Genomic DNA, 15,154 nt, shown 5'->3' with positions numbered 1-15,154 from the left:
CGTACCTTCGCCTCCATGACTCCCGACGCCCCCGCTGCCCAGCCCCACAAGCTTTTCCTGCTCGACGCCTTTGCCCTGATTTACCGCGCCCACTTTGCCTTCAGCAAGAACCCGCGCGTGAACTCCAAGGGCCTCAACACCGGCGCTATTCTGGGCTTCACCAACACACTGGTAGAGGTGCTGCAGAAGGAAAAGCCCACCCACATCGGCGTGGCGTTCGACGCCGCCAAAAAGACGTTCCGCCACGAGCAGTACGCTGAGTACAAGGCCCAGCGCCAGGCCATGCCCGAGGATATCGGCTTGGCCATTCCCTACATCAAGCAGATCATCAAGGCTTTCCACATTCCCATCCTAATGGTGGAAGGTTTCGAAGCCGACGACGTGATTGGCACGCTGGCTCGCCGCGCCGAGGCCCAGGGCTTCGGGGAGGTGTATATGATGACGCCCGACAAGGACTACTGCCAGCTGGTGACGGACTGCGTGAAAATCTACCGGCCGGCCTTCATGGGCAACGCCGCCGAAATCCTGGACGTGGCGCACGTGCTGCAACGCTTCGAGATTGAGCGGCCCGAGCAGGTGATTGACATTCTGGGTTTGCAGGGCGACGCCTCCGACAATATTCCGGGTATTCCGGGCATCGGGGAGAAGACGGCCAAAACGCTGATTCAGAAGTACGGCTCCGTCGAAAACCTGATTGCCAACGTGGACCAGCTCAAGGGCAAGCAGCAGGAGAACGTGCGCAACTTCGCCGAGCAGGGCCTGATGAGCAAGGAGCTGGCCACCATCCACTTGGATGTGCCCATCGAGTTTGAGGCCGATAAGTTGGTGCTGGATCAGCCTGATGCCGAGGCATTACGGCAACTGTTCGACGAGCTGGAATTCCGCCAGCTGGCCGCCCGCGTGCTGGGCGGCGGCAGCCCCGCCGGCGTGAGTGCCGCGCCCGTCGGGCGTGGGGCGCGCCGCCCGAAAGCGGCCGAGGCCCAGGGCAGTCTGTTCGGCTCGTCGTCGGATGCGGCCGTGGCTATTGGCGCTGAGGAAGGCGAAACCGGCGAGTTTGGGGCGCCGGCCGGGCCACGCCGCACGCTACAGGACGTGCCGCACCAGTACCACCTGATGGATACGCCGGAGCTGCGCGCTTCTCTGCTGGCGTTTCTGTTGCAGCAGACGGAAGTCAGCTTCGATACTGAAACCACCGGCCTGGATATTATGACGGCGCGGCTGGTGGGGCTAAGTTTCTGCTGGCTGCCCGGCGAGGCCTACTACGTGCCCGTTCCCACCGACGACCACGCCGCCACTCAGGCGCTGGTGGATGAGTTCCAGCCGTTTTTCGAGGCCGCGCACATCCTCAAAATCGGCCAGAACATCAAGTACGACCTCACCATCCTCAAGCATTACAACGTCGCCATCAACGGGCCGCTGTTTGACACCATGCTGGCCCACTACCTGCTGGAGCCCGACATGCGCCACGGCATGGACGTGCTGGCCGAAACCTACCTGCACTACACGCCCGTGCCCATCACGGCGCTCATCGGCCCCAAAGGCAAGAACCAGAAAACCATGGCCGACCTGCCCCCGGCCGAGGTGTCAGACTACGCCTGCGAGGATGCCGACGTGACGCTGCAGCTCAAGCACGTGTTTGAGCTGCTGCTCAAGGAAGTGGGCCTGCTGGATTTGCTCAACGAGGTGGAAAACCCGCTGGTGCCGGTGCTGGCCGACATCGAGTACGAGGGCGTGAAAATCGACTCCTCGGCCATGGGCGAATACTCGGCCGAGCTGCAAGGCTACATCGTGGACCTGGAGAAGCAGATTTTCTCGGAAGCCGGCCAGGAGTTCAACATCGGCTCGCCGAAGCAGCTGGGCGAGGTGCTGTTCGATAAAATGGACATTGGCAAGGGCAAAATCAAGAAGACCAAGACCGGCCAGTACGCCACCGGCGAGGAAATCCTGAGTCAGCTGGCGGCCGAAAACCCCATTGCCGCCCTCATTCTGGAGTACCGCCAGCTCAGCAAGCTGCGCAGCACCTACGTGGAGGCCCTGCCCCAGCTAGTGAATGTGGCCGACGGCCGCGTGCATACCAGCTTCAACCAGGCCGTGACGGCCACCGGCCGCCTCAGCAGCACCAATCCCAACCTGCAGAACATTCCCATCCGCACCGAAAAGGGCCGGGAAATCCGCAAGGCCTTCGTGCCCCGCGACGCCGGCCACGTGTTGCTTGCCGCCGACTACTCGCAGGTGGAGCTGCGCATCATGGCCGACTTCTCGGGTGATAAAACGATGATTGAAGCCTTTCGCCAGGGCCTCGACATTCACACCAGCACGGCCAGCAAGGTATTCAAAGTGCCGCTCAGTGAGGTCGACAGCGAGATGCGCCGCAAAGCCAAAACCGTCAATTTTGGCATCATCTACGGCATTTCGGCTTTCGGGCTGGCCCAGCGCATCGGCATCTCGCGCAAGGAAGCCACCGACATCATCGACACCTACTTCGAGGAGTTTTCGTCGGTGAAGCAGTTCATGGACAACAGCATCAACAAGGCCCGGGAGCTGGAATACGCCACCACCCTGCTGGGCCGCCGCCGCTACCTGCGCGACATTAACTCGCGCAACGCCACCCTGCGCGGCTACACCGAGCGCAACGCCATCAACGCCCCCATCCAGGGCACCGCGGCCGACATCATCAAGAAGGCCATGATCAACATCCACGAGTGGCTGCGCCAGGAAAAGCTTGGCACCAAAATGATTCTGCAGGTGCACGATGAACTGGTATTCGACGCGGTGCAGGAGGAAGTAGCCTACATCACGCCCAAAATAAAGGAGCTGATGGCCACCGCCCTGCTCCTGCCCCACGGCGTGCCGCTGGAAGTGGAAGTGGGCACCGGCCGCAACTGGCTGCAGGCGCACTAACGCCCCGAAACAGAACGTAGTAGCGCAAACTTTGTAGTTCGCGTCCCCGCGCCGATAGCATCGTCTAAACGGCGCGGGGGCGCGAACTGCAAGGTTCGCGCTACTGCTTTAGGCCACCATTATTCCCAACCCCCATGGACCACGCCACGAAAGCCGGAATAGTCACGGAGCTGATCAGCTTGCTCACGCAGGCCAACGCCCACGTCACGTTCACTGATGCCTGCGCCGACCTCACGGCCGCGCAGTGGAACCAGCGCGTGCCGGAGGCGCCGTACACCATCTGGCAGCTGGCAGAGCACGTGCGCATCGCCCAGTGGGATATTGTGGAGTTTTCCCTCGGGGCCGACCACGTTTCGCCGGACTGGCCCGCCGGCTACTGGCCCGCCAACACCGCCACCGCCGACGAAGCCACCTGGCACCAGACGCTTGACCAGATCCAGGCCGACCAGCAGCGCTTCATCGACCTGCTGCACGCCCCCGATACGGACCTGCTGGCCCCCATTCCGCACGGCGACGGCCAAACCATCCTGCGCGAAGCTATGCTGCTGGGCGACCACGCCGCCTACCATACCGGCGAAATCATTCTGCTTCGCCGACTGCTCAACGCCTGGTAACAGCGGCGCGGTTTCGTCGTTTTGCCGGCTGCTGCAGAAGGCCAGGGCTGCGGGCGGGGAAACCCGTAGGAGTATCCGCGCGGGGTGCGCGGCCGTATAGCCTGCCTACACCCTCACGCTAACGCAGCCTCGCATGCTTCCTCAACCCCACACCACTACCCTGCAAAACGTGGCCCGCGGCCTCATGGGCACCTTCATGGTGGTGGCCGGCACCGGCCACCTCACCTTCCAGCGCCGCGCGTTTCAGGCCCAGGTGCCCGATTTCGTGCCCCTGAGTAAGGACACCACCGTACTGGCTTCGGGCGTGGTGGAAATCGGGCTGGGACTGGCGCTGCTTTTCTGGAAGAAGCGGCGGGTGGAAATGGGCCTTGGGCTGGCGGCTTTCTACGCGGCGGTATTCCCCGGCAACATCCACCAGTACACCCACCACCTCTCCGCTTTCGGCCTCGACACCGACGACAAGCGCCTGGGCCGGCTGTTCTTCCAGCCCGTGCTCATCGGCGTGGCCCTGTGGAGCACCGGCGCGCTGACGTATCTGCAGCGCCGCAAATAGGCCATCAACGCCCAACTCACCGGCGCCGTACGAAAACTCGCGGCCGCCGAACCGGTAGTATAGCATATGACAACCGACGTTTCTTTTGATGTAGTGGTAATCGGGGCCGGCCCCGTGGGGCTGGCCTGTGGGCTGGAAGTGCAGCGCCGCGGCCTCTCGGTGTGCGTGCTGGACAAGGGCGCGCTGGTGAATTCCATCATCGGCTACCCCACCAACATGGAGTTCTTCTCTACGCCCGAGCTGCTCGAAATCGGGGGGCACCCCATGACGACGCTGCACTACAAGCCGCTGCGCGAAGATGCCCTCGACTACTACCGCCGCGTGGCCCAGACCGAAAAGCTGACGTTGCGCCTCTACGAGCGGGTTCTAGACCTCGAAGGCGAGCAAAACGCCTACATGGTGATAACCGACAAGGGACGCATCGGGGCGCGCTTCGTGATTGTAGCCACCGGCTTCTACGACGTGCCCAATCTGCTGCGCGTGCCCGGCGAAGACTTGCCCAACGTCACGCACTACTACAAGGAGCCCTACGCCCACGCCGACCAGGATGTGGTGATTATCGGGGCCAAAAACTCCTCGGCCAAGGCGGCGCTGCAACTGTTGCGCGCCGGCGCCCGCCCCACGCTGGTCGTGCGCGGCTCCGAAATCAGTGAGTCGGTGAAGTACTGGATCCGGCCCGATCTGGTGAACCGCATCAAGGAAGGCCGCATCGGCTGCCTGTTCAACAGCACCGTGGCGCGCATCACCGAAACCACCGTGGAGCTGAACACGCCCGACGGCCCGCGCACGTTGCCGGCCCAGCACGTCTACGCCCTCACCGGCTACCACCCCGACTTCTCGTTTCTGGCTGCCCTGGGCATCACCTGCGAAGCCGATGCTGCCCAGACGCCCACCCACAACCCCGAAACCTTAGAAACGAACCGCCCCGGCCTCTACCTGGCCGGTACCGTGTGCGGCGGCCTCAACACCAGCCGCTGGTTCATTGAAAACGGCCGCTACCACGCCCAGCTCATTGCCGCCCGCCTGGCCGGCGAGGCCGCCCCTGCCCTGCCGGAAGTGCTGCAGCAGGTGCAGCTGTCGTAGGCAGCTACTCGGCTAAACCCCACAAAAAAGCCCCGCTTCCTGAGTCAGGAAGCGGGGCTTTTCTTTTGGCTAGCAGCTACTTATGGCAGCAGCAGCGCGTTGTACTCGGTAGGGTTCACTGGCTGAATGGAGGCACCGTAGGTGGCGTTGATCACCTTGATGAATTCGTTGGCAATAACAGCGTAGCCACGCGAGGTGGGGTGCACGCCGTCCAGCGAGAACAGGTTGCCGCGGATGAAGCCGGCGTTGTTCGACGTGGCGTTGATGGCAATGCCACCCAGCGCAATCGTGCTGAAGAACGAGTTCATATCCACCAAACCCACTTTGTACTGACGGGCCGTCTTGGCGATGATGGCGTTGAGCTGCGTGGTACGGGTTTGGATAGCCGTAACTTCAGCAGCGTCCAGCACCAGATTATTAGGGATTGGGTTCGTGGGCGTAGAGCCAACACCCGTAGCTACTACCGAGGCGGCAGGCAGCGTAATCAGGTCAGCCGCAGTAGCAGCACGAACTGGGGTTGTTGTGGAGCTAGTCTGAATGAATACAGCCGGCGCAGCGGGGTTCACCTGCTGGAAGCCTGCCAGCACGCTAGCTACGGTTACTGCCGTGAAGTACGGCACATTGGCTACGTTCGGGATGTTTGCTACTACGCCGCCCACTGTACCATTCTTGCTGATGGTGCGCACGATGTTGCGGTAGCCCCGGCCGAAGCTGGTGGTATCCGTCAAGTTGCTGAACGGGTCGGTAGCCACGGCTACGCCGCCGTTGGTGGCGTAGGTCAGCACGTCGTTGTTGCCCAGCCAGCAGGTGAAGAACGTAGCGTTCTTGCGGCCGATGAACGTGGTGTAGTCCGTTACGCCGCGGTCGGCGGCGGGCAGCAGGCGCTGGTAGTAGTTGTTGAGGTTGCCGTAGGCCTGGGCTGCGCCCGCAATCTGCGGTACGCTGGAAGCCGTGCGGTCGGCGCTCAGCACCGAAATACCGGGCACGCCCAGGTTGTTGGGCTGCGCGGTGTTGAAGGGAGCCAGTTCAGCGGCACCAGAGCCCAGCGGCGGAGCCGGCAACGTACGGCCGGTGAAGGCAAATTTGTAGTCGGCCGGGTTGTTGGTGAACGTGCGCGGCGTGGTTTGGCCGGCCAGCGTAGCCGTGGCGCTCTGGCCCGGGGCCAGAATAACCGGCGAGCCGGCTGTGGTGAGGCCGTAGAACTTCAGGTAGCCGGAGCCGTCCTTCTGCCCTTCGTCGAACTTCGGCGACACGAAGTCACCGCCGTTGGCTTTGGCGAACTGCTGCGCCAGGATAGCCGGATACGACGTTTCAATACCGAAGTTGGCCAAACCGCCGCTCTGGAAACCCGCCGTGAGGGAGTTGCCGATGGCTACGTAGCTGCTGAAATCGGCCGAGCCTTTATCTACTGCTGGGGCGTCCAGCTCGGGCTGGCAGGCCGCCAGACCCAGCAGGGCTACTGCGGGCCAGGTTTTCTTGAGGGAAAACGTATTCATAGGAGAAGAGAAAGCAAAGAGATTAGAAAGTGTAGTTCAGGCCGATGCCGGGCACTACTACGCTGGTCTTGTAAGTACCCGCTACGCGGTCCGTCGTGCCGTTGCTGAGCAGCTCGGCCTGGGTTTGGGTACGCTTTTTCAGGTTCACAAACTGCGTGCTCAGATCAACACCGAACTTCTCGCCGAACTTGTAGGAAGCACCCAACGTGCCAGTTACGCGGTCCGAGTCAGGCGTTTCGGGCGTGATGTAACCGTCTTTCACTGGTGAGTTGTCGTAGGCACCACCGGCGCGCACGGTCAGGCCGCTCGTTATCTGGTACTGGCCGCCAATGCGGAAGGTCAGAGCGTCCTCATAATAACGCTTCGAGACGCTGGTAGGCGAGCCGTTCACCGGAGCGTTGAAATCAAACGTCAGGTTTTCGTAGGCGCTCCACTCCACGAAGTTCACATCGAGGCCGATGGTGAGCTTCTCGGTTGGCATCACGCCGATGCCGATGGAGGTGGTAGCGGGCAGCGGCAGCGTGGCTGCAAACTTGGTGGCCTGGAAGCCGGGAGTGGCCGTGGCCGACAGGTTGCGGAACGTTACGTCGCCGTCTTTCACCTGGGCATCAATCTTGGAGCGGTAGCTGATACCAACGCTCAGCTTCTCGGAAGGCTTGAAGAACACACCGGCGTTGAAGCCGAACTTGCGCTCCGCGTCGCCGTCCAGCTCGATGCTGGCAAACTGGCCGTCGGCGTTCTGGGCCGGCACATCGCGCTGCAGGTTCACCGAGCCCAGCGCCAGATACGTCAGGCCGGCACCAATGCTCAGCTTGTCGGAAATGGCGTAGCTGAAAGTCGGCTGCACATAAATGGCTTTCAAATCAATCTGCGTCAGCGCGAAGCGGCCTTCCCAGCCGTCGGCGTACTGCAGCTTGTTGCCGAAGGGCGTGTAAATGGCAATGCCCGCCCGGAACTTGCCTTCGGCCGGGCCGAAGCCGGCAAACAGGCTGAACGGCGTGGTGGTATTGTTCTGCAGCTCGCGCTGCACGCTGCCGTTTTCGGCGCGGAAAGCCTGCCGCGCCAGCGTGGCATTGGCCCCGAGCTGCACGCCCCGCTCCTTCACCATGGCCAGGGCACCGGGGTTGTAGAACATAGCCGCCTGGTCCAGCGACAGGCCGACACCTACGCCGCCCATGCCGTTGTTCTTTATCCCGGCCAGCGTCACCTGGTAGCCGCCCGCCGATGCGGCCGTACCCGTAAGTAGCGCACCACCCACGAGGAGTAGAGATTTAAAAGTCATAAAAAAGTGAGAAAGGTGAGAATTTGGGGTTGTCGTGGCTTAAATGTAGGGAGAAAAATGCTTGGTTAGTCGGCTTGCCGACTATTTGTTATGGGCAGCAGAACGAACAGGAAAGCCCGGAAATTTTAGCGTGCGGCCGGCGGCGTGCAAATATGGTGAGTTGAAGCTCACCTTGTGTCCGGCTCCTCCCCCACTACCCGCCTGCTTTGCAGCTGCAGGCGCTGGCCGGCCACCAGCAGATGCACCCGCAGATCCTGCCCGCTCACCGGCTCGCCGCGCCCGATGCGGCCCAGGTTGTTGCCATGCAACTGGCGCCCGTCCACTACCATCACCACGCCGTCGCCGAACACCTCGGCCTCGGTGCCGCCCCGGATGATGATGCCGGTTTCTTCGGCCAGACCCAAGCCCAGGCACATGGGGTGGGCCAGTAGCGCGTGGGCCAGCCGCCCGAAGCGGCCTCGCTCCACAAAGTGCTGGTCGATGAGCAGCTGGGGCAGCAAACCCAGGCCGGCGCTGGTTTGCATGCCGCCCTTGCGCAGGGCGCGCCAGCCGTGGCCATCCACTATCATATACTCGGGCAGCACGGCCGCACCGGCGCTGGTGCCCGCAATGATGAAGGTGGCGTCGTGGTAGTACCGCTCGTGCAGCACCCGCGCAAACTCGGTGTTATGCAGAAAGTCGGTGATGCGCTCCTGGTCGCCGCCGCTGAAAAACACGAGGCCGGCGTGGCGCAGGCGGCGCAGCGTGTCGGGGGCATCGGCCGGGTGCTGCTCGCTGATGCGCAGGTGGCGGGCACTGGTGCAGCCCAGCTCGCGCAGGGCCCGCTCGTAGGCGCGGCCGGAGCGGGTGTCGTCGCGGGAGGCCACGGTCACTATTTCGACGGTGGTGGCGTGGCTCGGCAGCAGGTCGCAGAGCAGGGCCAGCATGGCGTCGTCGTCGCCGCCGCCGAGGGCAACGAGGGTGCCGAGCGGAGGGGCGGCAGGCGTCTGGTGAGGCATAGAAAGCGCGAAGAAGCGGGCCCAAATGTACAAGTACCCCCCTGATTTGCTACCGCTCGCCGTGCAGAAGTGTTTGCGGCAACTTCTGCACGGCGCAAACGGGTGTAGCGGCCTCAGGCGCTACACCCGCTGCGAGTTCGGCATACCGTATGAATCGGTAGTAAAAGCGTTGCGGCGGCCTGCAATGGTGCTTCTGTGGGAGCCGGCACCCTGAGAGTGGATTATTAATTGCCATTGTCTGCGTCCTGAAAGCAGGAATGGCTATTTTTGCGGGCTTTTTTGTCACTAACCCTCCTGCCTAGCGAGACACACCCTCTTCGTTACATGAATCAGAACCCGACCACCGACCACATTACGTCCCTGATTCAGGAGGGGGAATTTTTCAAGCTCAAGGAGATTCTCAAGCATTACGAGCCCGCCGAGCTGGTGGAGCTGATTGAGGCCGAGGAGGAGCGCGAGCAGCTGATTGTGTTTCGGCTGCTGCCGCTGCGGCTGGCTACGCAGGTGTTCGAATACCTCGACCTGGAGGTGCAGAAGCACTTTTTGGCCAATCTGACCCAGGAGAAAATTTCCGATATCCTCAACGAAATGTCGCCCGACGACCGGACGGCGCTGCTGGAATTCCTGCCCGACGACTTCGTGAAGGAGCTGATCCAGACGCTGTCGGAGCCGGAGCGCAAGGTGACGCTGGAGCTGCTGGGCTACCCCGAATACTCGGTGGGCCGCCTGATGACGCCCGACTACATTGCCATCCGCGAGAGCTGGACCGTGCAGCAGGTGCTCGACTACATCCGGCGCCACGGCGGGCAGTCGGAGACGCTGAGCGTGCTCTACGTGACCGACCAGCGCGGCGTGCTCATCGACGATATCCGCATACGGGAGTTTCTGCTCTCGCCGCCCGACCGGCCCGTGAGCGAGCTGATGGACCGCCGCTACGTGAAGCTCAACGCCATGCAGGACCAGGAAGCGGCCATCGACGTGTTCCGCAAAAACGACCGGGTGGCCCTGCCCGTGGTCAACGACGACGGCGTGCTGTTCGGCATCGTGACCATCGACGACATTCTGGATATCCGGGAAGAGGAAGACACCGAGGACATCCAGAAGCTGGGCGGCTCGGCGGCTCTCGATGAGCCGTATCTGGCCACTTCCATCTGGGGCATGATCAAGAAGCGCGCCGGCTGGCTGGTGATTCTGCTGCTGGGCGAGATGCTGACCACCTCGGCCATGCACCACTTCGAGGAAGACCTGCAGAAGGCGGCCGTGCTGGGCCTGTTTATTCCGCTGATTATTTCGGCTGGCGGCAACGCCGGGTCCCAGGCCACCTCGCTCATTATCCGGGCCATGAGCCTGGGCGAGTTTACGCTGTCGGACTGGTGGCTGGTGATGCGGCGCGAAATCATTTCGGGGGCGGCGCTGGGCGGTATTCTGGGCGTGGTGGGCGCGCTGCGTATTGTACTGTGGGCCAAGGTAGTAGACCCCGGCTATTTCGGGCCGTACTGGCAGCTGATTGCCGTGACGGTGGGCTTCTCGCTGCTGGGCATTGTGCTGTGGGGCGTGCTGTCGGGGGCCATGCTGCCGATGCTGCTCAAGCGTCTCGGCCTCGACCCGGCCACGTCTTCAGCGCCGTTCGTGGCCACGCTCGTGGACGTAACGGGCCTGATTATTTACTTCTCGGTGGCTACGCTGGTGCTGCGCGGCACGCTGCTGTAGCGCACAGCGCGGGCTTTGCGTACAAGCCAATCCGTTTCGCAACGAGTAACGCCAGTATCCGGCTCCGTGCCGCCTGCGCCAACGCGTAGATACTCGCGTTACTCGTCGCGAAACGGATTTTCGCGTTACAGGACCTGTTGCCAACCGCGCCGCCCATGACCGAACAACTTCTCACCCGTCAGGAATCCAACTTTTCCTGGCTGGACATCACCAGCCCTACCGTGGCCGAGCTGCAGGCCGTGGCCGCGCAGTACGACCTACCCGACTCGCTGGTGCGCGACTGTCTGGAGCCCACCCACCTGCCCAAGTTCGAGGCCACGCACGGCCTGAGCTTCGTGATTCTGCGGGTGTTCAACCCGCCCAAAACCAACGAGGCCGACACCATTCAGGAGCTGAGCACCAAGATTGCCGTGTTCTACGCCGCCGACTACCTGATTACGGTGCACCGGCTGCCGCACCCGGTGCTGAACGAGCTGAAACGGGTGGCCCGCGCCCCGGGCCAAGAGTGCAACACGCCTGCCGAAGTGGCCTTTCATCTGGTGCGCTACGCCCTCAACAGCTACATGCAGCCCGCCCTCCGGCTCACGCGGGAACTGGACGACTACGAGGCGGAAATCTTTCTGAAGCAGGAAGTGCCCAACGCCCTGCAGGGCCTGTATTTCCTGAAGCGCAAGGCCTCCGCCGCCAAGCAGCTGCTGCTCCTCACGCGCGACATCCTGACGATGCTGCGCCGGCAGCTTGCCACCTCCGTCACGGACGATACGCTGCTGCAGGACACCCAGGACCTGCAGGTGAAGGTGGAAACCATGTACCAACAGCTCGACGGCGGCGCCACCAACCTCATGAACCTGTACCTCTCGCTCTCGTCGCAGCGCACCAACGAGGCCATGCGGGTACTGACGGTGTTTTCGGCGTTTTTCCTGCCCCTCACCTTCATTGCCGGCATCTACGGCATGAATTTCAACTACATGCCCGAGCTGACCTGGAAACTGGGCTACCCGGTTTCCATCCTGTCGATGGTGGTTATTTCGGTGGGGATTTACGTGTGGTTCAAGCGCAAAGGCTGGATCTGAGATGATTAGTTGTTAGTGCTTAGTTGTCAGTTGTCAGTTGTCAGTGCTCAACCTGATCAAATTATAAAAGCACTAACAACTGACAACTAGCAACTGACAACTAAAAATCCACCCGGCCGCGGTTGGTTTTCTTGTCGCCGTGCTTCTTCTTGGACTCCAGGCGCTGGCGCACGGCGCCTTTGCTGGGCTTGGTGGCTTTGCGCGCTTTGGGCTTGTGCAGGGCTTTGGTTAGCAGCTCATGAAACTTCTGCAGCGCGGTTTCCTTGTTGCGCAGCTGGCTGCGGTCTTCCTGCGCCACCACCAGCAGCTCGCCCTCCAACGTGAGCTTGGAGGCCAGCTTCTGCTGCAGCGTCTGCTTCTGCTCGTCGGTGAGCAGCTGCGACTCCAGCAGTCGGAAGCGCAGCTCCACGCGGCTTTCCACCTTGTTCACGTTCTGCCCGCCGGGCCCGCTGCTGCGGCTGGTCTGGAACTGGAGTTCGGGCAGGAAGTCGGCGGCGGCAGGCAGCATGGGTTGAGGTGCTGATGAGTTGATGACTGGTGTGCTGTTGGGGCGGCGTGGGTGCCCCAGGGCTGAAGCCCTGGGCTACGGAGGGCCGCTATGGTTCGTTGGCTGTTCCGCTGACTAGCCCAGGGCTTCAGCCCTGCGACTCGGAAGGCTTCTATGGTCCGTTGGCCGTTCCGCTGACTAGCCCAGGGCTTCAGCCCTGGGACGCCCGCGCCGCCCCACTATGCAACGATACGCGAAGCAAAGGCTTCGCGCTACAATATTTTCCAGAGCAGCCAGCCCAGCAGGCCGCTGCGCAGGGTCCAGGCCACGGTGCGGATCCAGTTGGTGCGCACCAGCCCGTCGATGGTGACGTAGCTGTAGCCGTCGGCGGCGAGGCGGTTGTGGAATGGTACGGAGATGAAGAACGTGGCCGCCCAGATGAGCAGTACCAGCGCCAGCGCCCACCAGCCGGCCGCGCCCAGCGCGCTGCGGCCCTGCCAGCCCAGCCACGCGGCCAGCCCCAGCTCCAGCACCATCGGCGCCAGTACCACGAAGCTCATGTTGCGGGTGTGGTGCTGGTGGAAGGCTGCGAACTTCTCGGGTGCCACGTAGGCGAAACCGGGATAATGCACGAGCTGCACCGTCCAGATGAGGCCCGTGAGGTAGGCGGCCAGCGCGAAGTTGAGCAGCAGCAGAAATTTTGTTGGCATAGCTGCAACCTAACAGGTCTTTGGCAGAACTGTTAGGTTGCGTCCGCAATTGATTTCAACCCTCGTTATTCATGACCCTCCTTTCCTCTTCGCGCCGCTGGCTGGCCGCCCCGGCCCTGCTGCTGGCCCTGGCCGGCTGCAACTCCGGCACCAAATCGGGCAGCGCCCAGCCCGACCTGCTGCAAGCCAACCTCGACACCACCGTGCGCCCCGGCGACGACTTCTTTCAGTACGCCAACGGCGGCTGGCTGAAGCAGCACCCCATTCCGGCCTCAGAAAGCAGCTGGGGCATTGGAAAGGAAGTACAGAACGAGGTGTATGCCCGCCTGCGCGCCCTCAACCAGGAAGCCGCCAAAGCCAACGCCGCCGCCGGCACCACCCAGCAGAAAATCGGCGACTTCTGGGCCACCGGCATGGACTCCGTGGCCATCGACCAGCAGGGCCTGGCGCCGCTCAAAGCCGAGCTGGACCGCCTGGCCGCCCTGCGCACGCCCGCCGATGTGCAGGCCGCCATGGCCCGCCTGATTCCGCTGAACGTGAATGCGCTGGTGGGCCCCTACGTGGCGCAGGACGCTAAAAACAGCGAGAAGATGGCGCTGTATCTGTACCAGGCCGGCCTGGGCTTGCCCAACCGCGACTACTACTTCAACAAGGACGCCCGCACCGCCAACATCCGCAAAGAGTACGGCACGCACGTGGCCAAGATGCTGGGGCTGATGGGCGAAGACGCCGCCACCGCCCAGCGCCACAGCGTCCAGGTGGTGAAGCTGGAAACGGCCCTGGCTGGGGCCTCGCGCAAGCTGGAAGCCCTGCGCGACCCGTACGCCAACTACAACAAGATGACCCTGGCCCAGCTCAACCAGCTCACGCCCGGCCTCGACTGGAAAACCTGGTTCACGCAGGCCGGCATGGCCAATGTGGATACGGTGATTGTGGGCCAGCCGGAGTTCTACCGCGAAGCCGCCCGCCTGCTGCGCACGGCCCCCGTGGAAGACTGGCGCGCCTACCTGCAATGGCAGCTGCTGCACACCTACGCCGAGCGCCTGAGCGCGCCCTTCGACAACGAGAACTTCCGCTTCTACGGCACCGTGCTGCAGGGCCGCAAAGAGCAGCGTCCCCGCTGGAAGCGCGTGCTCGACGACGAGGAAAGCGCCATGGGCGAGGCCCTGGGCCAGCTGTTTGTGAAAGAGTATTTCACGCCCGAAACCAAGGCCCGCTACGAAAAGCTGACCACGAACGTGGTGGCCTCCTTCCGCGAGCATATTCAGGCCCTGGACTGGATGAGCGACTCCACCAAGCAGAAAGCCCTGGTGAAGCTCACCAAAATCACCCCGAAGGTGGGCTACCCCGCCAAATGGCGCGACTACTCGGCCCTGGACATCAAGCGCGACTCCTACGCGGCCAACATGATGCGCGCCAACCAGTGGCGCTACCGCTACGAGCTCAGCAAGCTGGGCAAGCCCGTCGACCGCACCGAGTGGAGCATGACGCCGCAGACCTATAACGCCTACTACAACCCCAGCAACAACGAAATCGTGTTGCCGGCCGCCATCTTCGCGGTGCCCGGCCTCAAGGACGCCGACGCCGACGACGCCATCATCTACGGCTACGCGGGAGCCAGCACCATCGGCCACGAGCTGACCCACGGCTTCGACGACGAGGGCAGCCAGTTCGATGAGAACGGCAACCTGCGCAACTGGTGGAGCAAGAAAGACCGGGCCGCCTTCCAGCAGCGCGTGAACGGCATCGTGCGCCAGTTCAATGGCTACACAGTGCTCGACTCGCTGCACATCAACGGCAAAGCCACGGCCGGCGAAAACATTGCCGATCTGGGCGGCATCGTCATTGCCTTCGATGCCTTCAAGAAAACCGAGCAGTACAAGAAAAACGAGAAAATCGGGGGCCTGACGCCCACGCAGCGCTACTTCCTGGGCTACGCCTTGGGCTGGCAGAACCACCAGCGCGACGAAGTACTAGCCCAGCGCATCCTCACCGATGTGCACTCACCGGCCAGCTACCGCGTCAACGGCCCCTTCGCCGACGTGCCGGCTTTCTACGAGGCCTTCAACGTGAAGCCCACCGACAAGCTCTACCGCCCCGACTCCGCCCGTGTGACGATTTGGTAAGCGCGGTAGTTGAGAGAAAAAGAGTAGAACGTCATTCCGAGCGAAGGCGAAGCCGTAGTCGAGGAATCTCGCTAGTGTAGTAAATAATGCTACTACAACCTCAGCACGCGAGATTCCTCGA

The 15,154-nt window shown here is 62.6% G+C and carries 12 protein-coding genes; 7 read left to right on the top strand and 5 right to left on the bottom strand.

The window, feature by feature from the left end:
• Positions 1-15: 15 nt before the first annotated feature.
• The 4 genes from polA (at position 16) to O3303_RS16555 (ending at position 5,151) form a co-directional block, all read left to right on the top strand.
• The gene (gene polA, locus O3303_RS16570; RefSeq protein WP_269559491.1) at positions 16-2,901 is read left to right on the top strand and encodes a DNA polymerase I; all 2,886 of its coding nucleotides are present in this window, start codon (positions 16-18) and stop codon (positions 2,899-2,901) included.
• Positions 2,902-3,035: 134 nt separating this feature from the next.
• The gene (locus O3303_RS16565) at positions 3,036-3,515 is read left to right on the top strand and encodes a DinB family protein (protein ID WP_269559490.1); all 480 of its coding nucleotides are present in this window, start codon (positions 3,036-3,038) and stop codon (positions 3,513-3,515) included.
• A 133-nt stretch (positions 3,516-3,648) separates the two neighbouring features.
• Positions 3,649-4,068: a DoxX family protein gene (locus O3303_RS16560; RefSeq protein WP_269559489.1), complete on the top strand. Its 420-nt coding sequence runs from the start codon at positions 3,649-3,651 to the stop codon at positions 4,066-4,068.
• A 66-nt stretch (positions 4,069-4,134) separates the two neighbouring features.
• Positions 4,135-5,151, top strand: a complete 1,017-nt coding sequence (locus tag O3303_RS16555) for a YpdA family putative bacillithiol disulfide reductase (protein WP_269559488.1) — start codon at positions 4,135-4,137, stop codon at positions 5,149-5,151.
• Positions 5,152-5,231: 80 nt separating this feature from the next.
• Here the strand turns inward: O3303_RS16555 and O3303_RS16550 are convergent, their stop codons facing one another.
• The 3 genes from O3303_RS16550 to O3303_RS16540 all read right to left on the bottom strand — a co-directional run bounded on the left by O3303_RS16550 (position 5,232) and on the right by O3303_RS16540 (position 8,927).
• A complete protein-coding gene (locus O3303_RS16550) occupies positions 5,232-6,647 on the bottom strand; it encodes an SGNH/GDSL hydrolase family protein (RefSeq protein WP_269559487.1) in 1,416 nt (471 codons plus the stop codon).
• 22 nt (positions 6,648-6,669) lie between these two features.
• Positions 6,670-7,929 (bottom strand): OmpP1/FadL family transporter, encoded by a 1,260-nt coding sequence (locus O3303_RS16545; protein WP_269559486.1) that lies wholly within the window; start codon positions 7,927-7,929, stop codon positions 6,670-6,672.
• A 167-nt stretch (positions 7,930-8,096) separates the two neighbouring features.
• Positions 8,097-8,927 carry a cyanophycinase gene (locus O3303_RS16540; protein ID WP_269559485.1) on the bottom strand — a complete coding sequence of 277 codons (831 nt, stop codon included), beginning with the start codon at positions 8,925-8,927 and terminating at the stop codon, positions 8,097-8,099.
• A gap of 324 nt (positions 8,928-9,251) precedes the next feature.
• Here O3303_RS16540 and mgtE point away from each other — a divergent pair, with 324 nt between their 5' ends.
• Together mgtE and O3303_RS16530 are read left to right on the top strand one after the other, a co-directional pair.
• Positions 9,252-10,637, top strand: coding sequence for a magnesium transporter (mgtE, locus tag O3303_RS16535; protein ID WP_269559484.1), 1,386 nt, complete (start codon positions 9,252-9,254; stop codon positions 10,635-10,637).
• Positions 10,638-10,792: 155 nt separating this feature from the next.
• On the top strand, positions 10,793-11,710 hold the full coding sequence (locus tag O3303_RS16530; RefSeq protein ID WP_269559483.1) for a magnesium transporter CorA family protein: 918 nt from the start codon (positions 10,793-10,795) through the stop codon (positions 11,708-11,710).
• Between the two features lie 100 nt (positions 11,711-11,810).
• On the opposite strand, the gene arfB is transcribed toward O3303_RS16530, so the two are convergent.
• Both arfB and O3303_RS16520 read right to left on the bottom strand, forming a co-directional pair.
• Positions 11,811-12,218, bottom strand: coding sequence for an alternative ribosome rescue aminoacyl-tRNA hydrolase ArfB (arfB, locus tag O3303_RS16525; protein ID WP_269559482.1), 408 nt, complete (start codon positions 12,216-12,218; stop codon positions 11,811-11,813).
• A 251-nt stretch (positions 12,219-12,469) separates the two neighbouring features.
• Positions 12,470-12,907: a hypothetical protein gene (locus O3303_RS16520; RefSeq protein ID WP_269559481.1), complete on the bottom strand. Its 438-nt coding sequence runs from the start codon at positions 12,905-12,907 to the stop codon at positions 12,470-12,472.
• Between the two features lie 71 nt (positions 12,908-12,978).
• Here O3303_RS16520 and O3303_RS16515 point away from each other — a divergent pair, with 71 nt between their 5' ends.
• Positions 12,979-15,033 carry a M13 family metallopeptidase gene (locus O3303_RS16515; protein WP_269559480.1) on the top strand — a complete coding sequence of 685 codons (2,055 nt, stop codon included), beginning with the start codon at positions 12,979-12,981 and terminating at the stop codon, positions 15,031-15,033.
• Positions 15,034-15,154: the final 121 nt, after the last annotated feature.

This window comes from Hymenobacter canadensis, assembly GCF_027359925.1.
GTDB lineage: Bacteria > Bacteroidota > Bacteroidia > Cytophagales > Hymenobacteraceae > Hymenobacter > Hymenobacter canadensis.
Note: the sequence above shows the minus strand (reverse complement) of the source record. Positions and strands in the feature narration are given on the sequence as shown.